Origin of the sequence: Lentzea californiensis (genome assembly GCF_024648825.1) — a bacterium.
Lineage (GTDB): Bacteria > Actinomycetota > Actinomycetes > Mycobacteriales > Pseudonocardiaceae > Lentzea > Lentzea californiensis.
Map to the genome: position 1 here is coordinate 71056 of NZ_JANBBE010000016.1, position 21113 is coordinate 92168.

Annotated in this window: 19 protein-coding genes; 12 read left to right on the plus strand and 7 right to left on the minus strand. The window is 69.0% G+C overall.

Going from position 1 to position 21113, the window contains the following annotated elements; all coding sequences use genetic code 11:
• Positions 1–8: 8 nt before the first annotated feature.
• Positions 9–1253: an ornithine--oxo-acid transaminase gene (rocD, locus tag LX88_RS38540; RefSeq protein WP_258952687.1), complete on the minus strand. Its 1245-nt coding sequence runs from the start codon at positions 1251–1253 to the stop codon at positions 9–11.
• Between the two features lie 140 nt (positions 1254–1393).
• Between rocD and LX88_RS38545 the strand changes: the two genes are divergently transcribed.
• From LX88_RS38545 to LX88_RS38585, 9 genes are all read left to right on the plus strand, one after another.
• A complete protein-coding gene (locus tag LX88_RS38545) occupies positions 1394–2224 on the plus strand; it encodes a PPK2 family polyphosphate kinase (protein ID WP_258952688.1) in 831 nt (276 codons plus the stop codon).
• A 126-nt stretch (positions 2225–2350) separates the two neighbouring features.
• Positions 2351–3430, plus strand: a complete 1080-nt coding sequence (locus tag LX88_RS38550; RefSeq protein ID WP_258952689.1) for a lactonase family protein — start codon at positions 2351–2353, stop codon at positions 3428–3430.
• A 40-nt stretch (positions 3431–3470) separates the two neighbouring features.
• Complete coding sequence (locus LX88_RS38555) at positions 3471–3806, plus strand: hypothetical protein (protein ID WP_258952690.1); 336 nt, start codon at positions 3471–3473, stop codon at positions 3804–3806.
• Between the two features lie 158 nt (positions 3807–3964).
• Positions 3965–4732, plus strand: a complete 768-nt coding sequence (locus LX88_RS38560; protein WP_258952691.1) for a HipA family kinase — start codon at positions 3965–3967, stop codon at positions 4730–4732.
• Positions 4716–5102, plus strand: a complete 387-nt coding sequence (locus LX88_RS38565; protein WP_258952692.1) for a DUF3037 domain-containing protein — start codon at positions 4716–4718, stop codon at positions 5100–5102. The genes LX88_RS38560 and LX88_RS38565 overlap by 17 nt, the downstream gene beginning before the upstream one ends.
• 75 nt (positions 5103–5177) lie before the next feature.
• Positions 5178–6197 carry an LCP family protein gene (locus tag LX88_RS38570; protein ID WP_258952693.1) on the plus strand — a complete coding sequence of 340 codons (1020 nt, stop codon included), beginning with the start codon at positions 5178–5180 and terminating at the stop codon, positions 6195–6197.
• Between the two features lie 293 nt (positions 6198–6490).
• Entirely contained in the window at positions 6491–7222 is a 732-nt protein-coding gene (locus LX88_RS38575) for a 3-hydroxybutyrate dehydrogenase (protein WP_258952694.1), read from the plus strand.
• Positions 7223–7232: 10 nt separating this feature from the next.
• Complete coding sequence (locus tag LX88_RS38580) at positions 7233–8546, plus strand: MFS transporter (protein WP_258952695.1); 1314 nt, start codon at positions 7233–7235, stop codon at positions 8544–8546.
• Positions 8543–10090 carry a helix-turn-helix domain-containing protein gene (locus LX88_RS38585; protein WP_258952696.1) on the plus strand — a complete coding sequence of 516 codons (1548 nt, stop codon included), beginning with the start codon at positions 8543–8545 and terminating at the stop codon, positions 10088–10090. The genes LX88_RS38580 and LX88_RS38585 overlap by 4 nt, the downstream gene beginning before the upstream one ends.
• On the opposite strand, the gene LX88_RS38590 is transcribed toward LX88_RS38585, so the two are convergent.
• The 4 genes from LX88_RS38590 to LX88_RS38605 form a co-directional block, all read right to left on the minus strand.
• Positions 10070–11536, minus strand: a complete 1467-nt coding sequence (locus LX88_RS38590) for an APC family permease (RefSeq protein WP_258952697.1) — start codon at positions 11534–11536, stop codon at positions 10070–10072. The two genes, LX88_RS38585 and LX88_RS38590, sit on opposite strands and share 21 nt — an antisense overlap.
• Positions 11533–13005: a GMC family oxidoreductase gene (locus tag LX88_RS38595; RefSeq protein ID WP_258952698.1), complete on the minus strand. Its 1473-nt coding sequence runs from the start codon at positions 13003–13005 to the stop codon at positions 11533–11535. The genes LX88_RS38590 and LX88_RS38595 overlap by 4 nt, the downstream gene beginning before the upstream one ends.
• The gene (locus LX88_RS38600) at positions 13002–14459 is read right to left on the minus strand and encodes an aldehyde dehydrogenase family protein (protein ID WP_258952699.1); all 1458 of its coding nucleotides are present in this window, start codon (positions 14457–14459) and stop codon (positions 13002–13004) included. The genes LX88_RS38595 and LX88_RS38600 overlap by 4 nt, the downstream gene beginning before the upstream one ends.
• 74 nt (positions 14460–14533) lie before the next feature.
• Positions 14534–15637, minus strand: a complete 1104-nt coding sequence (locus LX88_RS38605) for an NAD(P)/FAD-dependent oxidoreductase (protein ID WP_258952700.1) — start codon at positions 15635–15637, stop codon at positions 14534–14536.
• 319 nt (positions 15638–15956) lie between these two features.
• Here LX88_RS38605 and LX88_RS38615 point away from each other — a divergent pair, with 319 nt between their 5' ends.
• Positions 15957–16727 carry an IclR family transcriptional regulator gene (locus tag LX88_RS38615; RefSeq protein ID WP_258952702.1) on the plus strand — a complete coding sequence of 257 codons (771 nt, stop codon included), beginning with the start codon at positions 15957–15959 and terminating at the stop codon, positions 16725–16727.
• Here the strand turns inward: LX88_RS38615 and LX88_RS38620 are convergent.
• The gene (locus LX88_RS38620; RefSeq protein WP_258952703.1) at positions 16724–16951 is read right to left on the minus strand and encodes a hypothetical protein; all 228 of its coding nucleotides are present in this window, start codon (positions 16949–16951) and stop codon (positions 16724–16726) included. The two genes, LX88_RS38615 and LX88_RS38620, sit on opposite strands and share 4 nt — an antisense overlap.
• Complete coding sequence (locus LX88_RS38625) at positions 16948–17463, minus strand: hypothetical protein (RefSeq protein ID WP_258952704.1); 516 nt, start codon at positions 17461–17463, stop codon at positions 16948–16950. The genes LX88_RS38620 and LX88_RS38625 overlap by 4 nt, the downstream gene beginning before the upstream one ends.
• A gap of 176 nt (positions 17464–17639) precedes the next feature.
• Here LX88_RS38625 and LX88_RS38630 point away from each other — a divergent pair, with 176 nt between their 5' ends.
• Complete coding sequence (locus LX88_RS38630) at positions 17640–20006, plus strand: GcvT family protein (protein WP_258952705.1); 2367 nt, start codon at positions 17640–17642, stop codon at positions 20004–20006.
• The gene (solA, locus tag LX88_RS38635; protein WP_258952706.1) at positions 20003–21109 is read left to right on the plus strand and encodes an N-methyl-L-tryptophan oxidase; all 1107 of its coding nucleotides are present in this window, start codon (positions 20003–20005) and stop codon (positions 21107–21109) included. Before LX88_RS38630 ends, solA begins: the two co-directional genes overlap by 4 nt.
• Positions 21110–21113 lie beyond the last annotated feature (4 nt).

Sequence of the window (21113 nt, forward strand, 5' to 3'; positions counted from 1 at the left end):
AAATCACCCTAAACGGGACGAACGACCTCGGCGATCGCCCGAACGCCCAGGTCGATCTCGTCCCGCGTGATGACCAACGGAGGCGCGACGCGCAACGTCGAGGCGTGCGTCTCCTTGCACAGCACCCCGCGCGTGGCGAGCGCCTCGGACGCGGCCCGGCCGACGGGGCCACCAGGCGCGATCTCGACGCCGGCCCACAGCCCGCGCCCGCGCACCTCGGCCACGCCGTGACCGACCAGCTTGTTCAGTTCGGCGTGCAGGTACGCGCCCATGTCCCGCGAACGCTGCTGGAACTCGCCGGTCGCCAGCAACCCGACGACCGCGCGGCCCACGGCGCAGGCGAGCGGGTTGCCACCGAACGTCGACCCGTGCTCGCCAGGCTTCAGCACGCCCAGCACCGACCGCGACCCGACCACGGCGGACACCGGCAGGATACCGCCGCCCAGCGCCTTGCCGAGCGTGTACAGGTCGGCGCGCACGCCCTCGTGGTCGAGCGCGAACAGCTCGCCGGTGCGGCCGAGACCGGACTGGATCTCGTCGGCGATCATCAGCACGTCGTGCTGGTCGCACAGGCGGCGGATCCCGGCCAGGTACCCGGCGGGCGGCACGACGACGCCGGCCTCGCCCTGGATGGGCTCCAGCAGCACGGCGGCCGTGCGCGGGGAGATCGCGGACTCGATCTCGTCGAGCGCGCCGTACTTGACGACCTTGAAGCCGGGCGTGAAAGGCCCGAAGTCGTTGCGCGCGGTCTCGTCGGTCGAGAACGACACGATCGTCGTGGTGCGGCCGTGGAAGTTGGACCCGGCGACGATGATCTCCGCCGTGCCCTCGGGCACGCGCTTGACCTGGTACGCCCACTTGCGCGCGACCTTGATCGCGGACTCGACGGCTTCGGCGCCGGAGTTCATCGCGAGCACCATCTCGGTGCCGGTCAGTGCGGCCAGCTCACGGCAGAACAGGCCGAACTGGTCGTGGTGGAACGCGCGGCTGGTCAGCGTGACGCGGCCGAGCTGCTCGACGGCGGCGGCCACCAGGGCGGGGTGGCGGTGCCCGAAGTTCAGCGACGAGTAGCCGGACAGGAAGTCCAGGTAACGGCGTCCTTCGACGTCGGTGACCCACGAGCCCTCGCCGTGCGAGATGACCACCGGCAGCGGGTGGTAGTTGTGCGTGCTCCACTCGTCGTCCAGGGCGACGTAGTCCGCGCTAGCCGGATTCGTGGTTCCCGCGGTGTTGTGCTCAGCGATGGCGGTCATTCTCCAAGGCTAGGGGCGTGGACAAGCGATATCGACCGTCAACCGTTGCGCACTGCATCAGTTTGTTGCGTAGATTCATCAATCGGTGGCTGTTGCTTGCACAACCGGCAGAATCAACGGTGAATCGCTACGGTCAGATCATGGCGAAGAAGTCGGTTCGTGACGCGCTGCGACTCGATGAGGTGGATCTCTCCACCCTCGACCCGGCCGGCCGCCCGATCGGTCCCCAGAGCAAGAAGGAGGCGGCCGAGGACCTGGCCGCCACCGGGGCCGAGCTGGACGGTCTGCAGGAGGCGCTCTACGCGGAGAATTCTCGCGCGGTGCTGCTCGTGCTGCAGGGCATGGACACCTCGGGCAAGGGTGGCGTGGTCAGCCACGTCCTGGGCCTGGTGAACCCGCAGGGCGTGCGCATCGCGTCGTTCAAGAAACCGACCGCGGCCGAACTGCGCCACCACTACCTCTGGCGCATCCGCAAGGTCCTGCCCGAGAAGGGCCGCCTCGGCGCGTTCGACCGCTCGCACTACGAGGACGTGCTCGTGCCGAAGGTCGAGCGCCTGATCACGGCCGCGGAGCTGCGCACCCGCTACAAGGAGATCAACACGTTCGAGCAGGAGCTCGCGGACTCCGGCATCAGGCTGATCAAGTGCTTCCTGCACATCTCGCCGGAGGTGCAGAAGGAACGGCTGCTCGCGCGCCTGGACGACCCGAAGAAGAACTGGAAGTACAACCCGGCCGACATCGACGTCCGGTCGAAGTGGTCCAAGTACCAGGACGCGTACACCCGGGCGTTGAAGAACTGCCGGGAGACGCCCTGGTACGCGATCCCGTCGGACCGCAAGTGGTACCGGAACTGGGCGATCAGCCAGCTGCTGCTGGAGACCCTGCGCGAGATGGACCCGAAGTTCCCGCCGCCGGCCTACGACCTGGAGGCCGAGAAGGCCCGGTTGGTGAACAACGATCCGTTGCGTTAGACGCAATCTTGATTGCACCTATTGCCTGACCTTAGTGGTCTAGGCCAGTGTGGATCGCGCCGCCGCCGCAAATGCTATCCCGGAGGTGCGGACGTGGGTGTGGACCGGCGACGTTTTCTCGGAGCCATGGGCGTAGGAGCTGGACTGCTGATGACCGGAGGAACCGCTGAGGCGGCTGCCGCCACGCGGAGAGTGTTCTTCGGCGCCTACACGACGTGGAGCGGTGGCGCCAAGGGCATCGGCGTCGGCACCTACGACATCGTGACCGGGCAGCTGAAGACGACAGGCGTGATCAGCGGCGTGGTCAACCCGTCGTTCGTGATCGAGTCGCGCGACGGCAGGTTCCTCTACGCCGTCAACGAGAACACCCAGGGCGAGGTCACCGCGGTCGACGCGGCCACGCTCAAGGTGATCAACAAGCAGGCGACCGGTGGCGCCGACCCGTGCCACCTGACGCTCGACCCGTCCGGGAAGTACCTGATCACGGCCGACTACTCGTCCGGCTCGCTCAGCGTGTTCCCGGTCAACGCGGACGGCAGCCTTAGCGCGCGCACGCAGAAGGTGCAGCACAAGGGGTCCGGGCCGAACAAGGAACGCCAGGAAGGGCCGCACGCGCACCACATCGTGTTCGACCCGGCCGGCAGGTACGCGGCGGCGGTCGACCTCGGCGCGGACTCGGTGTTCGTCTACTCGTTCACCGGCGGGAAGCTGACCCAGGTCTCGCAGGCGAAGGTCAAGCCGGGAGCCGGGCCGCGGCACATCGCGTTCCACCCGGACGGCAAGACGGCCTACGTGGCGAACGAGCTGGACTCGACGATCGTGACCTGCGCCTACGCGAACGGGACGCTCACGCCGGGCCAGGTGCTCAAGACCGTGCCGTCCGGCAGCCCGACGAACTACCCGGCCGAGGTGCTGGTCTCGGCGGACGGCAGGCACGTCTACCTGTCGAACCGCGGGCACGACAGCATCGCGCACTTCGCGGTCGGCGGTTCCGGGCTGACGATGATCGGCACCACCGCGGTCGGCGGCAGGTACCCGCGGCACATCACGTTCGACCCGACCGGGTCGTTGCTGTTCGCGGCCAACCAGAACTCGAACAACGTCACGTCGTTCAAGGTCGACAAGGCCACGGGCAGGATCACCCCGTCCGGCACGCCGCTGCAGACCGCCATCCCGGTTTGCGTGCTGCCCACCCGACTGGGTTAACGCACTTCAGGTCGATCATCCACAGTGGTGCTCCGGTCTCATGGGACTTCTGGCTGGAGTACTCGCCGTCGCTTTGCCGGCGCCCGCACCGATCGCCCCGGAGTACGTCGCACTCGGCGACTCCTACGCGTCCGGGGCGGGCGCCGGTTCCAATGTGGACGGCTCGTGCCGCCGCTGCTCGAACGCCCGCCCGGCGTCCCAGTTCCGGGCGCTGAGCCCGAACACGACGTCCGTCACGATCAAGGAAGCGGCGGAACGCGCCGACGCGCGGCACGTCGACGTGAGGGAAGCGTTCGCGGCCCACGGCGTGTGCGCGGCCGAGCCGTGGATCAACGCCCTGGTCGACCCGATCGCCGGCTCCTGCCACCCGGACTAGGAGGGGCAGGCCGCGTACTTCCGGGCGCTGAAGAGCGCCGTTTGGTTGATGAGGGGAGCTTTCATCAACCTGAGGTTTAGGAAAGCTCCCCTCATCAACCAAGGGCGCGGCCGGAATCCGGCTCGGCTTCCGGGTGGTTCCCGTGTGATCATGCGCGGGTGAGTCATCTGAGGGAGGTCACGGCCACCCGGTACGTGACGCCGTTCCGCGAGGGCGGTTCGATGCCGGGGCTGGTCGAGGCCGACGACCTGGGCATGTACGTGGTGAAGTTCCGCGGCGCGGGGCAGGGCGTGAAGGTCCTGGTCGCCGAGGTCGTCGTCGGCGAGCTCGCGCGGCGGCTCGGCTTCCGGATACCCGAGATCGTCCTGGTGCACCTCGACCCGGAGCTGGCGCGCGCGGAACCCGACCAGGAGGTCCAGGAACTGCTGCGCGCGAGCGGCGGCCTCAACCTCGGACTCGACTACCTGCCCGGCTCGTTCGACTTCAACCCGGTCGTGCGCGACCCCGGCACCGAGCTCGCGACGAGGCTGCTGTGGTTCGACGCGCTGGTGCTCAACGTCGACCGTAGCTGGCGCAACCCGAACATGCTGCTGTGGCACCGCGAACCGTGGCTGATTGACCACGGCGCCGCGCTGTACTTCCACTACTCGTGGAGCGAGGAACGACCGGCCACCAAGGAGTACCGGTACGACTCGTCGGACCACGCGATGCTGCCGAACGCGGGCGCTCTGTCCGATGTGGACGCGGAGCTGGCCGCGATGGTCACGCCGGAGCTGCTCGACGAGGTGCTCGCGCTCGTTCCCGACGAGTGGCTGGAAGGCGATCCGGCGGAACTGCGCCGCCGTTACAAGGACTTCTTCACCTACCGCCTGACCAACCGCGGCTGGGTCGACTCGCTGGAGGCCGCGCGTGCCGCACGTGTTTGAGTACGCGCTGCTGCGGGCGGTACCGCGGCAGGAGCGGGGCGAGTTCATGAACGTCGGCGTCATCGTCTACTGCGCGCCGCTCGACTTCCTGTGCGCGAAGACCTATGTGGACGGTGAGCGGCTGCGGGTGCTGGACCCGCACCTCGACGTCGAGGTGCTGCGGAGCAGTCTCGAGCACCTGACGAACTCGTGCGACGGCGCGGCCGCGGCCGGTCCGGTCAGCCGCACGACGGTGGGGCAGCGCTTCCGCTGGCTGACCGCGCCCCGCAGCACGATCGTGCAGACGTCACCTGCTCACACGGGCTGGACGGACGACCCGTCGGCCGAGGTGGACCGCCTGTTCGAGACGTTGGTGCTGCCACCCCGGTAGGTTCCTCGCAACCTAAGGGGACGAACGGCGTCCCTAGTTGCAAAGCGAAACTGATGCGATCGGGGTTGGCGACAAATGAGCGCTGGGTACCACCACGGCTACCAGCAGCCGCGGCGTCCCATGCCGCCGCAGCGGCCGATGAAGAAGAAGAGGCGTCCGGGGCGCGTCATTCTGGTGCTGCTGCTCGTCCTGGTTCTGGGTGTCGTCGGGTTCGGGTTCTACGTCGACTCGACGCTGACGCGGATCAACGCGCTGCCGGACTACGCGGGCCGTCCCGCCGAGACGCCGGGTACCACCTGGCTGCTCGTCGGATCGGACGCCCGGGAGGGCCTGACGCAGGAGCAGAAGGACGCGCTGGCCACCGGTGACGCCGCCGGAAGGCGGACCGACACCATCATGATGCTGCACCTGCCGGACAACAGCGCGGCCAAGCCGGTGCTGGTGTCGATTCCGCGTGACTCCTACGTCTCGATCCCGGAGAACGGCCGCAACAAGGTCAACGCGGCCTACGCGTTCGGCGGGCCGCAGATGCTCGTGCAGACCGTCGAGGGCGCGACCGGCGTGCGGATCGACCACTACATGGAGATCGGCTTCGGCGGGTTCTCCGACATGGTCGACGCGGTCGGCGGCGTGGACATCTGCCTGGACCAGCCGATCAAGGACCCGCTGGCCGGCATCGACCTGCCCGCGGGCTGCCAGGAGCTCGACGGGCCGCAGGCTCTCGGGTTCGTGCGGACCCGTGCGTTCGCGACCGCCGACCTGCAGCGCGTGCAGAACCAGCGGAAGTTCCTGACGGCGCTCTTCGAGAAGGTGAAGAGCCCGGCGACGCTCGCGAACCCGTTCCGCGTCATCCCGCTGATGAACGCGGCGTCCGGTTCGGTCTCGGTCAACGAGGACGACCACGTGTGGCACCTGGCCAGCGTCGCGCTCAACATGAGCGATGCCTCGAGCGGAACGGTGCCGGTCGGTGGCACGCCGACGGTGCCCGGTGCGGGTTCGGTCGTGCAGTGGAACAAGGAGAAGGCGTCTCAGCTGTTCGACCTGATCAGCAAGGACCAGCCGGTTCCCGCCGAGCTGATCGCGCCTCCGAAGTAGTCCTTACGACTTGACGGGCTCGGGAGTGGGCTCCGAGCCGGTCGACACGGCCTCCTGTGCGATGCCTTCGAGCTCGCGCAGGAGGTCGTCGTAAATGGGTGTTGCAGACATGGTGGTGCCCCCTCGTACTGATCTTCCCCCGTTCAGGTGACGGGAGCTTACGCCTCTATACCCAGCTTCCCGGCACATATGCCTCCGAGACGCTAAATGTTGGCTAAAGCCATCTTGCGACCAGGCGTTATGTGGGTGCGCCACATGTCGATCACGGCGGGTGACGCCTACCGTTTCCGGACATGTCGAGTGTCACGGGTCACAGCGCGCTGGTCACCGGAGCCGCGAGCGGCATCGGCCTGGCCTGCGCCCGCGCACTGGCCTCCGCGGGTGCCAAGGTCCACCTGGCCGACCGAGATCCCCAGGTCCTGGCGTTGGCCGAGGAGCTCGGCGGGGTCGGCCACGTGCTGGACCTCACCGGTTCCGTGGACGCGCTACCCGGTGAGATCGACGTCCTGGTCAACAACGCCGGCGTGCAGCACGTCGCGCCCATCCACGAGTTCCCCGCCGAGCGCTTCTCGGCGATGGTCGAGCTCATGCTGGGCGCCGCGTTCCGGCTCACCCGGCACGTGCTGCCGCACATGTACTCGCGCGGCTGGGGCCGGCTCGTCCACATCTCCAGCGTGCACGGGATGCGCGCCTCCGCGTTCAAGTCCGCTTACGTCGCGGCCAAGCACGGCCTCGAGGGCTTCTCCAAGGTCGCCGCGCTGGAAGGCGCCCCGCACGGCGTGACGTCGAACTGCGTCGCGCCCGGCTACGTGCGGACCCCGTTGGTGGAGAAGCAGATCGCGGACCAGGCCAGGGTGCACGGCATCTCCGAGGCGGACGTCTCGTCGCAGATCTTCCTGCAGCGCAGCGCGGTGAAACGGCTGATCGAACCCTCCGAGGTCGCGGACGCCGTCCTGTGGTTGTGCGGCAACAGTTTTGTCACCGGTACGTCGTTGGCCGTCGATGGCGGCTGGTCAGCTCAATGAGGAGTTGTCGATGATCAAAAAAGTGGTAGGCGCCTCGCTCATCGGGACGACCGTCGAGTGGTACGACTTCTTCCTCTACGGTTCCGCGGCCGCCCTGGTGTTCAACAAGCTGTTCTTCCCGACCGCGGACCCGTTGACGGGCACGCTGCTCGCGTTCACCACGTACGCGATCGGCTTCCTGGCCCGGCCGCTGGGCGGCCTCATCTTCGGCCACTTCGGGGATCGCTTGGGGCGCAAGAAGTTGCTGGTGTTGTCGTTGCTGCTGATGGGTGGCGCGACGATGCTGATGGGCGTGCTGCCGACGTACGCGTCGGTGGGCGTCCTTGCGCCGGTGCTGCTGACGCTGCTGCGGCTCGTGCAGGGCTTCGCGCTCGGTGGCGAGTGGGGCGGGGCCGTGCTGATCGTGTCGGAGCACGGTGATCCGAAGCGGCGCGGGTTCTGGGCGTCGTGGCCGCAGGCCGGTGTGCCGTGCGGGAACCTGCTCGCGACCGGCGTGCTGGCGGTGCTGGCGGCCGTGCAGTCCGACGAGGACTTCCTCGCGTGGGGCTGGCGGGTCCCGTTCCTGCTCTCCGGTGTGCTCGTGGTGATCGGGCTGTGGATCCGGCTGTCGGTGTCCGAGTCGCCGATCTTCCTGGCTGCCCAGGAGAAGGCCGCCCAGCGGAAGGCGGCTGGGGAGACCGAGCCGGAACCGGAGAAGGCGCCCGCGCTGGAGCTGCTCAAGCACAACTGGCGCGAGGTGCTGATCGCGATGGGCGCGCGGTTCGCCGAGAACGTGTCGTACTACGTGATCACGGCGTTCATCCTCGTCTACGTGGTGACCGGGCTCGGGTTGTCGAAGTCCGTCGGGCTCAACGCGGTGCTGATCGCGTCGGCCGCGCACCTGATCACGATCCCGGTGTGGGGTCACCTCTCCGACCGGTTCGGGCGGCGGTCGATCTACCTGGTCGGTGCGGTCGGCATGGCCGCGTGGATCTTCGCGTTCTTCGCGTTGCTCGACACCCGCGATCCCGTGCTGATCACGGTGGCGACGACGGTCGGCCTGGTGCTGCACGGCGCGATGTACGGGCCGCAGGCGGCGTTCTTCTCGGAGCTCTTCGGGACGCGGGTGCGGTACTCGGGCGCGTCGGTCGGCTACCAGCTGGCGTCCATCATGGCGGGAGCGCTCGCACCGTTGATCGCGACGGCGCTGTTGCAGGCCTACAAGTCGTCGTTCCCCATCGCCGTGTACGTGTTGATCACCTGCGTGATCACCGTGGTCGCCATCGCGTTCGCCAAGGAGACCCGTGGTGCGGATCTGGAGGAACATGACAGGGTTGGGGTGTGACACGACGGCGTGAGGCCGAACTGGCGGCGTTGTTCGAGACCGCGTCCGAGCTCGCGGGCATGCGCGACCCGGACGCGGTTCTCCGCTCGATCGTGCGCAGGGCCCGGACCCTGCTCGGCACGGACGTCTCCTACCTGTCGATGAACGACCCGGCCGGCACCTACATGAGGGTGACGGACGGGTCGTTCTCGCCGTTGTTCCAGAAGGTCAGGCTGGGACTCGGCGAGGGGCTGGGCGGGCTCGTCGCGCAGACCGCCCGGCCGTACGCGACGTCCGACTACTTCGCCGACGCCCGGTTCAACCACACGAACCCGATCGACTCCGCGGTGCACGACGAGGGTCTGACGGCGATCCTCGGTGTGCCGCTCAAGCTCGACTCGAAGGTCATCGGCGTGCTGTACGCGGCCGACCGGAGCCCGCGCGAGTTCCCCGCCGAGCAGGTCGCGCTGCTGCAGTCCCTGGCCGACCACGCGGCCATCGCGATCGACACGGCGTCGTTGTTCGCGACGATCCAGTCGCACAACGAGGCCATGAAACGCGCCGAGGAGGCGCACGACCGGCTCACGGACCTCGTGCTGCGCGGTGGTTCCTCCGCTGAGGTCGCGGCGGCGGTGGGGGAGTTGCTCGGCGGGCCGGTCGAGGTGCTGGACGCCGTGCCTCCCGCCGCCGTGCGGGCGAACGGGCGGGCCGTGCTGCTGGCCGGCGTGTGGGTGTGCGCGGTGCTGGCCGGCTCGGAGCTGCTGGGTGGGATCGCTCTCTCGGGCCGCCCGGACCTGTCCGACGCGGACCGGCGGGTGTTCGAACGGTCGGCGGCGGTGACGGCGTTGCTGTTGCTGCTGCGCCGGACCGTGGCCGAGGCGGAGAACAAGGTCCGCGGCGAGCTGATCACCGACGTCCTGGACGGGCGCGACGCCGCCGGGCTGCTGGCGCGGGCCCGCCGGGTCGGCGTCGAGCTGAGCGACCCGCACGTGGTGCTGGTGGCGGACGGGAACCTGTCCGGCGCCACCCACTACGCGTCCGTCCACAAGGGACTGGCCGGGTCGCGCGGCCGGGACGTCGTGCTGGCGTTGCCGTCGGTGTCCACCCACGTCGCCCGCGAGGTGGCGAAGGCGCTGGACGCGACCGTGGGGGCGTGCGGCCCGGTCGCAGGGCCGGTGGCGATCGCGGCGGCCTACGAGGAGGCGCGGCGGTGCCTGAAGGCGTTGCGGCAGCTGGGCCGCGACAAGGACGCCGCGACGATGGACGACCTCGGGTTCGTCGGCGTGCTGCTGGGCGACCGGGCGGACGTGTCCGGCTACGTGCGGTCGGTGCTCGGCCCGGTGCTCGACTACGACTCCGAGCGCGGCACGGAACTGGTGCACACGCTGGAGGTCTACTTCCGCTGCGGCGCGAACCTCAGCCGCGCCAAGGCGGAGCTGCACCTCCACGTCAACACGGTCACGCAACGGCTCGACCGGGTCTCGTCGCTGCTCGGCGACTGGCAGTCGCCGGAGCGCGTGCTGGAGGTGCAGCTCGCCCTGCGCCTACTTCGCCTGCAGGGCTGACACGGGCACCGCGTCCCCGGCGGCCGCGTCGGAGTTGCCGAACGGCTTGGCGATGAGCATGTAGACCAGGCCGATGCCGACGACGAGCGCGCCGCTGAGGATCACGACGTAGTCGTCGTACCAGGGCGCGTCCGGGGTGCGCGGCCACACCATGTTCACCATCGCCGCGACGCCGTACGCCAGGGCCAGCACGTTGACGATCAGGCCCCACCGGCCGAGCGTGAACTCACCGGACGGCGTCCAGCCCTTGAGCCGCGCCCGCAGCGCCGCGAACACGACCATCTGGAAGCCCAGGTAGATGCCGAGCGTCGCGAACGACACGATCTTGTCCAGCGCGTTCGTGGACAGCGTCGACGCGAGCACGATGACCACCGGGATGACACCGGCCAGCGCGAGCGCGTACGGCGGGATGTGGCGCTTCGGGTTGAACTTGGCGAGCGCCCTGTGCCCGAAGATCATCTTGTCGCGGGCGTAGGAGTACGTGAGGCGGGACGCCGCCGCCTGCAGCGACATCGTGCAGGACAGGAACGAGATCAGCACGACGCCGATCACGATCTTGTAGCCGACCGGGCCGAACGCGTTCGTCAGGACGTTCGTGACCGGGTCGGCGTCCTCGCCACTGATGACCTTGCCGAAGTCCGGCACCGCCAGCAGCAGCGACAGGCACGCGAACGTGGCCGCCGCGCCGCCGATGTAGATGGTGCGGCGCATGGCCTTCGGAATGACGCGGCCGGGGTCCTTGACCTCTTCCGCGGTGTCACCGCACGCCTCGAAGCCGTAGTACTGGTAGAGACCGATGATGCCCGCCGCGAAGAACGCCGGCAGGTAACTGCCCGACCCTTCCGCGCCGAAGCTGTCGAACAGCACGCCCAGGCCGTGCACGCGGTTGTCGACCAGCAGCCAGATGCCGACCACAAGCGCACCGACGATCTCCGCGGCGAACCCGAAGATGGCGGCCCACGACAGCACCTTCGTGCCCGCGTAGTTGATGAGCGTGGACACCACGACGATCGCGATCGCGCACAGCACCGTGTTGCCGACCGTGGCCGTGTAGCCGAGGAGCGTTGCCAGATAAGGGCCTGCGCCGTAACTGACGGACGCGATGGTGACCAGCAGGGCGATCATGTAGACCCAGCCGGTCATCCACGCCCAGCGCTTGCCCCACAGACGGCGTGCCCAGGGGTACACGCCGCCCGCGACCGGGTACTGCGCCACGAGCTCACCGAAGATCAGCGCGACCAGGAACTGGCCGACGCCCGCGACGACGAAGCTCCAGATCATCGGCGGGCCGCCCAGGGCGAGGGCGACGCCGAACAACGTGTACGTGCTGACCACGGGGGAGAGGTAGGTGAAGCCCAGCGAGAAGTTCGCCCAGGGACTCATGTCCCGCTTGAACTCCGAGGTGTAGCCGAGATCCCTGAGCCTGTCCTCGGCTGTCGCTGTCACCGTGCCTCCCTGATCAGGTCCGCGGCACGTTCTCCGATCATGAGAACCGTGACCATGGGGTTCACGGTGGGCATGGTCGGGAACACGGACGCGTCGACGACCCGGAGGCCTTCGAGCCCGATGACCTTCAGGTCACCGTCCACAACGGATCCGATGGCACAGGTGCCCGCCGGGTGGTAGACGGTGTGGGCGGCGCGGCGGCCGTACTCCGACAGCGCCTCGTCGCTCGTGACGTCCGGGCCCGGCGCGATCTCCCGCTTGAGCCACGACTTCAGCGGCTCCTGCTCGGCGATCTTCCGCGCGATCCGGAAGCCGTCGACCAAAGTCTGCTCGTCGTAGCCGTCGGGGTTCGTGAAGTAGCCGAAGTCGAGCGCCGGCTTCTCCGCGGGGTCGCTGGACTTCAGCCACAGCTTGCCCCTGCTGTGCGGCCGCGGGATGTTCGGCGTCATGCAGACCCCGTGCTCCACCGCCGGGTAGCCGAGGCGTTCCGTGTTGGTGGTGAACGGGATCTGGTAGAAGTGGAACATCAGGTCCGGCCGCGGGTCCGACTCGTCACGCCGGATGAACAGCCCGGCGTCGGAGTCCATCACCGAGTTCTCCGGCAACGGCTTCGTGGTCTCCCAGACGATGACCGACTCCGGGTGGTCGAGCAGGTTCTCGCCGACGCCGGGCAGGTCGTGCCTGGGCTCGATGCCGATGCTGCTCAGGTGCTCCGCGTCGCCGATGCCCGAGAGCATCATCAGCCGGGGCGTGTCGATCGCGCCCGCGCAGAGCAGCACCTCTTTGTCCGCCTCGACGTAACCCTTGTCGGTGTGCACGCCGATCGCGCGGTTGCCGTCGAACTCGATCCGGCCCGCCCAGGTGTCGAGCAGCAGGGTCAGGTTCCCGCGCTCCAGGACCGGGTGCACGTAGGCGGTGCTGGCGCTGGACCGCTGGTTGTTCTTCTCCGGGTGGTAGGCGATGGAGAAGAAGCCGGCGCCGTCCTCGAACGGCGCGGCGTTGAAGTCGTCGATCTCCGGGACGCCCGTGGCCTGCCTCGCGGCGGCGACGAAGTCCTCGGCGATCGGGTTCCGGTCCTTCTCCACCACCGGGATGATGTTGAGCTGGACCTTGTCGTAGTACGGGCCGACCGCGTCCCACGTCCAGCCGTGGCCCCAGCCGTCGAGGTCCTGCGGCAGCGGCTGGAAGCAGATCAGCGTGTTGTGGCTGGAACACCCGCCGAGCACCTTCGCGCGGCTGTGCCGGATGTGCGAGTTGCCGCGCGGCTGTTCGACCGTCGGGTAGTCGTAGTCGTACTCGGTCTCCAGCAGGTTGATCCAGTTGCGCAGGTTCAGGATCTTCTCGTCGCCGACGTCGGAGGGCCCGCCCTCGATGACCGCGACCGTGACGTTCTCGTCCTCGGTGAGCCTTGCCGCGAGCACGCACCCCGCCGTACCGCCGCCGACGATCACGTAGTCGTACGCGGTCACTGGGAATCCCTTCGCGCGGAACCAGTACTGCGTGCGAACCAGTTCTGGGCTTGAGGCTTCAGGTTCTGATACACGTGCTTCGGCTCGGTGTACTCGTGCAGCCCGGCGGTGCCGAGCTCGCGGCCGACGCCGGAGCGCTTGAAGCCGCCCCACTCCGCCTGCGGCAGGTACGGGCCGAACTCGTTGATCCAGACCGTGCCGTGGCGCAGCTTCTTCGCCACGCGCTGCGCCTTGTCCAGGTCCTGGCTCCAGACACCGCCGGCGAGGCCGTACTCGGTGTCGTTGCCGAGCCTGACCGCCTCGTCCTCGGTCTCGAAGCGCTCGGCGGTGATGATCGGGCCGAACGTCTCGTCCTGGACGAGCTTCATGTCCCTCGTGCAGTCCGCGTAGACGGTGGGGCGGAAGAAGAAACCCTTCTGCAGCTCGGGTTCCTCCGGACGCCTGCCGCCCGACTTGAGCGTCGCGCCCTCCTGCCGGGCGACCTCGACGTAGCTCTCGACCTTGGCCCGGTGCTCGGCGCTGACGAGGGGACCGGACTCGGTGTCCTCGTCGAACCCGTTGCCCAGCTTGATGAGGTCGGCCCGGCGCGCGACCTCGTCGACGAAGTCGTCGTAGACGCTGGAGTGCACGATGAGCCGGGTGCCCGACGAGCAGACCTGGCCGGCGTGGAAGAACGCGGCGGTGAGCGCGTAGTCGACGGCGACGTCGATGTCGGCGTCCGCGAAGACGATGTTCGGGTTCTTGCCGCCGAGTTCGAGCGCGACCTTCTTCACGGTCTTCGCGGCCGACGCCATGATCCGCTGACCGGTCGCGAGGCTGCCGGTGAACGAGATCAGGTCGACGTCGGGGTGCTCGGACAGCGGCGCGCCGACCTCCGGCCCGGTGCCGAGGACGATGTTCGCGACACCGTCGGGCAGCCCGGCCTCCTGCAGCAGCTCGAACAGCTTGATCGTCGTGAGCGGAGTGATCTCGCTGGGCTTGGCCACGATCGTGTTGCCCGCGAGCAGAGCGGGCGCGATCTTCCAGGACATCTGCAGCAGCGGGTAGTTCCACGGCGCGATCAGGCCGCAGACGCCGACGGGTTCGTAGTCGATGCGGCTGATGACGTCGGCCGGGACGCCCTGGACGATCTTCGGGTGCAGCAGTCCGGCGAGGTTGCCGTAGTAGCGGAACACGGCGGCGACGTCGTCCACGTCGATGCGGCTCTCGACCAGCGTCTTGCCGGTGTCGAGCGTCTCGGTGCGGGCGATGTCCTCCTTGTCGCGGTCCAGGAGGTCCGCGACGCGGTTCAGCACGGCGGCGCGGTGTTCGGGGCTGGAGTGCTGCCAGTCACCGTGGTCGAAGGCGTTTCTCGCCCTGGCGATCGCCTGGATCGCCTGTTCGCGGGTTTGGTCCTCGACCTCCGTGAGAACACTCTGGTCGAAGGGGTTGATGATCTGCCGCACCGGCGACACGCCTCCCTGCTCGTATGTCCAAGTAGGACATTGGGGTTTAGCCGGTCGCCGTTGGCGGTAAACCGTGACGACCGTTACTTCAGACTCCGGCGGAGCCGGGTGAAGAGTCGTGCGTTGCTCATGGCCACGATGCCCACGACGTCGTCCGGGTTGTCACCGTCCCGATAGGTCGCCACGAACTTCCTGTCCTCGATGGACCCATCTTCTACGCGAACGTCCTCCGTCGCTCGCCCGATGAACTGGATCCGCACGCCGTACTGGTCGGACCAGACATAACCGCCGTGCGTGTGCGTCGCGACGGTCTCGCCCGCGAGCAGGTTCCGCGTGGCGATCTGTGCCTGTTCGGTCGCGCTCGTCCAGTGCTCGGCACGGTGCCCGGCGCAGTTCGCGACGTCGCCGACGGCGACGACGTTGCGCAGGTTCGTCACGCCGCCCGCGTCGCATAGGACGCCGTTGCCGACGTTGACCGGCCCGCCGGTGAGCCAGTCCGTGGCCGGGCGCGTGCCGATGCCCGCGACGACCACGTCGGCGCCGACGACACGGCCGTCCGCGAGGTTGATTCCACCGTCGACGTTGACCGAGTCAACGTTGATGCCGGTGATCAACGTTGATCCATGGTCGCCGTGCAGATGTCCACATGCAGTACCCATTTCAGCGCCCAGCACGCGCGTCAGAGGCGTGGGGAGCGCTTCGACGACAGTGACGTCCTTGCCCAGAGCGCGCGCACTGGAGGCGATCTCCGCCCCGATGAAGCCGGCGCCGATGACGCCGATGTGCTGCGCTGTGCCGAACGCCTCGCGGAGCTTGATCGCGTCGTCCAGCGTGCGCAGGACGTGCGTGCCGGGAATCGTGCGAGGCAGGCCGCCCGTCGCGATGACGATGCCGTCGGCCTCGACCGTCGTGTCGTCGCTGAGCGAGACCTCCCGGCCGGAGGGCAACCCGGTCGCCCGCACGCCCAGGTGCCATTCCGCGTCCAGCGCGTCGAGGTCCTCCTGGTCCGCGAGCGGCACCGCCTCGACCTTGCCGAGGAGGAAGTCCTTCGAGAGAGGGGGCCGGTCATAGGGGAGGTGGACCTCGTCGCCGACGATGACGATCCGTCCGTCGAACCCCTGCTGGCGCAGTGCCTGCGCCGACCTCAGACCGGCGAGTGAGGCGCCGATGATCGCGATCGTCTTCACGCCACGTCCCTGTTCACTTCGGTATCGACATAGACCCCTCCATCTTCCACATGGACGGGACAGGTCCTCACCGGCCTTTTGGCGGGCAGACAAGCCGGCTTGCCGGTGCGAAGGTCGGAGCTCGCGGTGTGCGCGCGAGGACCGACGATGCGAACCGTCTCCCCTGGGGGCAGGTCCGTGAGAGCGCAGGCGCGGATCATCGTCGGCCTCCGTTGCGTAAAACGGCACACGTTCCGAATGACGCAACACAATGTGCGGCTCTGACGACCCGCCGTCAAGAGTCCAGCCGGTTGTTTTGCCTGCCGGTTACTGTTGCGCGATGGGCAACTCCGACTCGGCAGCTCAGGTGCAGTCCGTGGACAGGGCCATCAGCGTGCTCGAACTTCTGGCGCAGGGCGAGGCCGGTATCACCGAAATCGCCGGCGAGCTGGGTGTGCACAAGTCCACGGTGTCCAGACTCGTCTCCGTGCTGGAGTCGCGTGGCCTGGTGGAGCAGCTCGGTGAAAGGGGCAAGTACGCCATCGGTTTCGGGGTGGTGCGCCTGGCCGGCGCCGCCACCGGTCGCATGGACCTGACCAAACTCGGCCAGCCCGTCTGCCAGACCCTCGCCGACTCGTTCGGCGAGACCGTCAACATCGCCGTGCACGACGCCGGCGTCGCCATCAACATCACCCAGGCCCGCGGCTCCGCGGCCGTCTCCGCCGTCAACTGGATCGGCCAGCGCACGCCCCTGCACGCCACGTCGTCCGGCAAGGTCCTGCTCGCCTACCTGCCGGTGGACGAGCGCAAGCGCTTGGTGTCGCTGCCGCTCGACTCGTACACCGAGAGCACGCTCGTGGACGGCGACCGGCTGCTGGCAGAGCTGGAGACGGTCGCGTCGCAGGGGTTCGCGGCGTGCTTCGAGGAACTGGAGCTGGGCCTGCACGCCGTCGCCGTGCCGGTGCGCGGGCACCGCGGCGAGGTCGTCGCGGCGATGAGCGCTTCCGGGCCGTCGTACCGGTTGTCGCGGCAGCGGGTCGCGGAGATCGTGCCGACCATGTCGTCGGCCGCGGCCGATCTCTCGGCGCAGCTCGGCTACTTCGCTGGCTAGTACCAGTCTGGAGCGACGTAGCGCCAGTCGTCGAGGTCCGGCCAGAGGGCCTTCAGACGGGGAACCAGCGTGCCGCTGACCTCCACCGTCCAGTGGTGTGACGCGTAGACGACCCAGTCGAGCGTCTCGTCGGTCCACACGGCCTCGACGCCGGTGTAGAACGGTTCGACCAGGTCGGCATCGATCAGGGAGCCCGAGGTGCCGGGTTCCCTGATCTCGATCACGCGGCGAGGCCCCTCTCCCGCAGGGCCCTGCGCATCGGCTCGACGCCGGGGCCGTCGTCCCACATCGCCGGGGTCTGCAGCACCAGCAGGCCCTCCGGCACGTCACCGTCGATCTGCGGGTCCCACAACGGCCGCCCGCTGCCCCAGCGCTCCTCGATCCGGCGGGCCCAGGACGCGGCCTCCTCCTCGCCGAACACGCGGCGGTACGGCAGCGGCTCGACCACGAGGTCGCGGTCGACCCAGCTCCTGACCGACTCGCGGAACCGCTCGCGTTCCGCGCTGATCGCGTCCCGCTCGCCGCTGTCGGAGGGCCAGCGGTCCAGCGGGGCCGCCGCGGCCTTGGCGAGGGCGGCGGCGAGCGTCCTGGGCGGCGGCAGGTCGTCGCGGTCGAGGCGGTCGACCGCCTTCTGGATCGTCAGCGCGGCGGTGGTGCCGCCGTGTCCGGACGGCAGCTTCTCGATGCGGCTCATCAGGTACCGGCGCGCCATCGTGTGCAGGTTGACGGAGTCCATGCGCGGATTGTGCTGGACGTTCGCGGTGCCGACCTCCTCATTTGCCCGGTTTCACAGGGTCGTCCGGTGCCGCCCGCGCGAACGGCGGTATTGACAGCTGGGCGCCGTGAGCCGCAGCTTGTTGCAGATAGCGGAACGAGTTCTGTCACCCGCAACTGCGGCGAAGGGGTGTCCTGATGCCTTGTGCAGTGCCTCGCGTGGTGCTCGTGGGGGCGGGGATCGTCGGGTGTGCGCTGGCCGACGAACTCACGGAACGGGGCTTCACCGACGTCACGGTCCTCGACCAGGCGCCGGGGTTCGCGGTCGGCGGGTCGAGTGGGCACGCCCCTGGCCTGGTCTTCCAGACCAACTCGTGCCGCAGCATGACGCAGTTCGCGCGCTACACCGTCGAGAAGTACACGGCGCTGGGCTGCTTCGACCAGGTCGGCGGCCTGGAGATCGCGACCAGTCCCGAACGGCTCGCCGACCTGAGCCGCCGGCACGGCTGGGCCACGTCGTGGGGCGTGGAGAGCCGGCTGATCGACGCGGACGAGGTCGCGCGCCTGCACCCGTTGCTGGACCGGGAACAGCTGCTCGGCGGGTTCCTGATCCCGAACGACGGACTCGCGAGACCCGTTCAGGCCGCCGAGGTCCAGGCGCGGCGGGCGATCGAGCGCGGGGCGCGGTTCGAGTTCGGGCAGAAGGCCGTCGCGGTCGAGACCTCGGGCGAACGGGTCACCGGCGTGCGGACCGAGACGGACGTGTTCCCGGCGGACATCGTCGTGTCGTGCGCCGGGATGTGGGGCCCGCTGCTGGGCGACATGGTCGGGCTGACCGTTCCGCTCGTGCCCATGGCCCACCAGTACGTGTTCACGCGCGACCTGGACGCCGACGCGGAGGCGTTGGCGCGCCAGCCGATCCTGCGGCACCAGGAAGCCGACCTGTACTTCCGCTCGCACGGCAAGGCGCTGGGCATCGGCGCGTACGGGCACCGGCCCATGCCGATCGCGGCGCGTGACATCACCGGCTCGGAGCTGCCGTTCACGGAGGAGGACTTCGAGGCGTCCTGGGCGTCGGCCGTCGAACTGATCCCGGCGCTGGCGCGGGCCGGGGTGGACCGCGGGTTCAACGGGCTGTTCTCGTTCACCAGCGACGGGATGCCGTTGCTGGGCGAGCACCCGGCGCTGCACGGCTTCTGGGTGGCGGAGGCGGTGTGGATCACGCACTCCGCGGGCGTCGCGCGGTCGGTGGCCGAGTGGATCGTGGACGGGCAGCCGGAGCTGGACCTGCACTCCAGCGACCTCAACCGGTTCGAGCAGGTGCAGCTGGCGCCCGACTACGTGCTGGAGCGCAGCTGCCAGAACTTCGTCGAGGTGTACGACGTGCTGCACCCGTTGCAGCCCATGGAGAACCCGCGGCCGATCCGCACGAGCCCGTTCCACGGCAGGCAGCAGGAGCTCGGCGCGTTCTTCCTGGAGGCGTCGGGCTGGGAGCGGCCGCACTGGTACGAGGCCAACGCCGGGCTGCCCGAGGTCGCCGAGGTGCCCGCGCGGGGCGAGTGGGCGAGCCGGTTCTGGTCGCCGATCTGCGGGGCCGAGGCGCTGGTGACGCGCAGGCGGGTCGCGCTGTTCGACATGACGCCGTTGAAGCGGCTGGAGGTCGGCGGGCCGGGAGCACTGGAGTTCCTGCAGCGCATGACGACCAACAACCTCGACCGCAAGCCCGGCGCCGTCGTCTACACGCTGCTGCTGGACGAGCAGGGCGGCGTGCGCAGCGACCTGACGATCGCCCGGCTCGGCGCGTCGACGTTCCAGGTCGGCGCGAACGGCGACCTCGACCTCGACTGGCTCACCCGGCACGCGCCGGACGACGTCTTCATCAGGGACATCACGGCCGGAACGTGCTGCATCGGCCTGTGGGGCCCGCTGGCGCGCGATCTCGTCAACGACATCTCGCACACCCTGGACACGCGGAAGGGTTACTTCACCGCGCAGAGAGCGTTCATCAAGAACGTTCCGGTGACGGCGCTGCGACTGTCCTATGTGGGCGAACTGGGCTGGGAGCTCTACACCACCGCCGACCTCGGCCTGAAGCTGTGGGACACGCTGTGGGAGGCCGGGCAGCGGCACGGGGTCATCGCGGCCGGGCGCGGAGCGTTCACCAGCCTGCGCCTGGAGAAGGGCTACCGGTCGTGGGGCACGGACGTGACGACCGAGCACGACCCGTTCGAGGCGGGGCTCGGGTTCGCGGTGCGCCAGGACAAGGAGTTCCTCGGCAAGGGATCGCTGCACAACCTCACCTCGACCAAGAAGCTCACCTGCCTCACGATCGACGACCCGCACAGCGTCGTGCTGGGCAGCGAACCCGTGTTCCACCAAGGCGAACCGGTCGGCTACGTCACGAGTGCCGCCTACGGGTACACGACCGGTCTCAACATCGCCTACGCCTGGCTGCCCAGCGAGATCGACGACGAGGTCGAGATCGAGTACTTCGGTCAGAAGGTCAAGGCCCGGCCGGCTCAGGAGCCGCTGTTCGACCCCGAGATGAAGAGGCTCCGCGGATGACCTACGACGTCGTCGTCATCGGGCTCGGCGGCATGGGCAGCGCCGCCGCGTATCGGCTCGCCCAGCGCGGGCGACGAGTGCTGGGACTGGAGAGGTTCACGCCCGCGCACGCGCTGGGGTCGAGCCACGGCGGGTCGCGCATCACGCGGCAGGCCTACTTCGAGGACCCCGCGTACGTGCCGCTGCTGCTGCGGGCCCACGAGATGTGGGACCAGGTCGAGCGGGACAGCGGTGAACGGATCTTCCACCGCGCCGGCGGGATCATCGTCGGCGATCCGGACAGCGGCGCCATCACGGGTAGCCGGGCGAGCGTCGAGCAGTTCGGGTTGACACACGAACTGCTCGACGCGTCCCGGATCCGCGAGCGCTTTCCCGCCCTGCGGCCGGCGCCGGACGAGATCGGGCTGTACGAACCCGGTGCGGGCTTCGTCGTGCCGGAGACGTCCGTCGCGGCCCACCTCGCGCTCGCCCAGCGCGCGGGCGCCGACCTGCGCTTCGAGGAGCCGGTGACGCACTGGGAGCCGGGCAGGGTGACCACGACCCGTGGCAGCTACGAGGCCGGACACGTCGTCCTGTGCCCCGGTCCGTGGGCGCCGGAGTTGCTGGCAGACCTGCAGATCCCGTTTGAAGTCGAACGCCAGGTCCAGTTCTACTTCACCCCGGTCGAGCCGCTCGCCGGCTATCCGGTCTACATCTGGGACCGCGCGGACGGCACTGGTTTCTACGGCTTCCCCGAGCACGACGGCGCGGTGAAGGTGGCGTTCCACCACGGCGGCGAGATCTGCACGCCCGAGACCATCGACCGCACGGTGCACGCCTACGAGGTCGAGGCGATCGCGGCCGCCACCAGGTCCCCGATGCCCGGCCTCGCCGGCACGTTCCAGCGCGCCGCGAGCTGCATGTACACCAACACCGCCGACCGGCACTTCGTCATCGCCCGCCACCCGGAGCACGACGGCGTGACCGTGGCGTGCGGCTTCTCGGGGCACGGCTTCAAGTTCGTGCCCGTCGTCGGCGAGATCCTCGCCGACCTCGCGATCGACGGGGCCACGCGGCACCCGATCACCCTGTTCGACCCCGCTCGTCTGAGAGGCGGAGCATGACCGG

Excerpts from the sequence above, each read along its gene's own strand:
- rocD (WP_258952687.1), bottom strand. The coding sequence starts at position 1,253 with ATGACCGCCATCGCTGAGCACAACACCGCGGGAACCACGAATCCGGCT.
- LX88_RS38545 (WP_258952688.1), top strand. The coding sequence starts at position 1,394 with ATGGCGAAGAAGTCGGTTCGTGACGCGCTGCGACTCGATGAGGTGGAT.
- LX88_RS38550 (WP_258952689.1), top strand. The coding sequence starts at position 2,351 with ATGGGCGTAGGAGCTGGACTGCTGATGACCGGAGGAACCGCTGAGGCG.
- LX88_RS38555 (WP_258952690.1), top strand. The coding sequence starts at position 3,471 with ATGGGACTTCTGGCTGGAGTACTCGCCGTCGCTTTGCCGGCGCCCGCA.
- LX88_RS38570 (WP_258952693.1), top strand. The coding sequence starts at position 5,178 with ATGAGCGCTGGGTACCACCACGGCTACCAGCAGCCGCGGCGTCCCATG.
- LX88_RS38575 (WP_258952694.1), top strand. The coding sequence starts at position 6,491 with ATGTCGAGTGTCACGGGTCACAGCGCGCTGGTCACCGGAGCCGCGAGC.
- LX88_RS38580 (WP_258952695.1), top strand. The coding sequence starts at position 7,233 with ATGATCAAAAAAGTGGTAGGCGCCTCGCTCATCGGGACGACCGTCGAG.
- LX88_RS38615 (WP_258952702.1), top strand. The coding sequence starts at position 15,957 with ATGGGCAACTCCGACTCGGCAGCTCAGGTGCAGTCCGTGGACAGGGCC.
- LX88_RS38625 (WP_258952704.1), bottom strand. The coding sequence starts at position 17,463 with ATGGACTCCGTCAACCTGCACACGATGGCGCGCCGGTACCTGATGAGC.
- LX88_RS38630 (WP_258952705.1), top strand. The coding sequence starts at position 17,640 with ATGCCTTGTGCAGTGCCTCGCGTGGTGCTCGTGGGGGCGGGGATCGTC.
- solA (WP_258952706.1), top strand. The coding sequence starts at position 20,003 with ATGACCTACGACGTCGTCGTCATCGGGCTCGGCGGCATGGGCAGCGCC.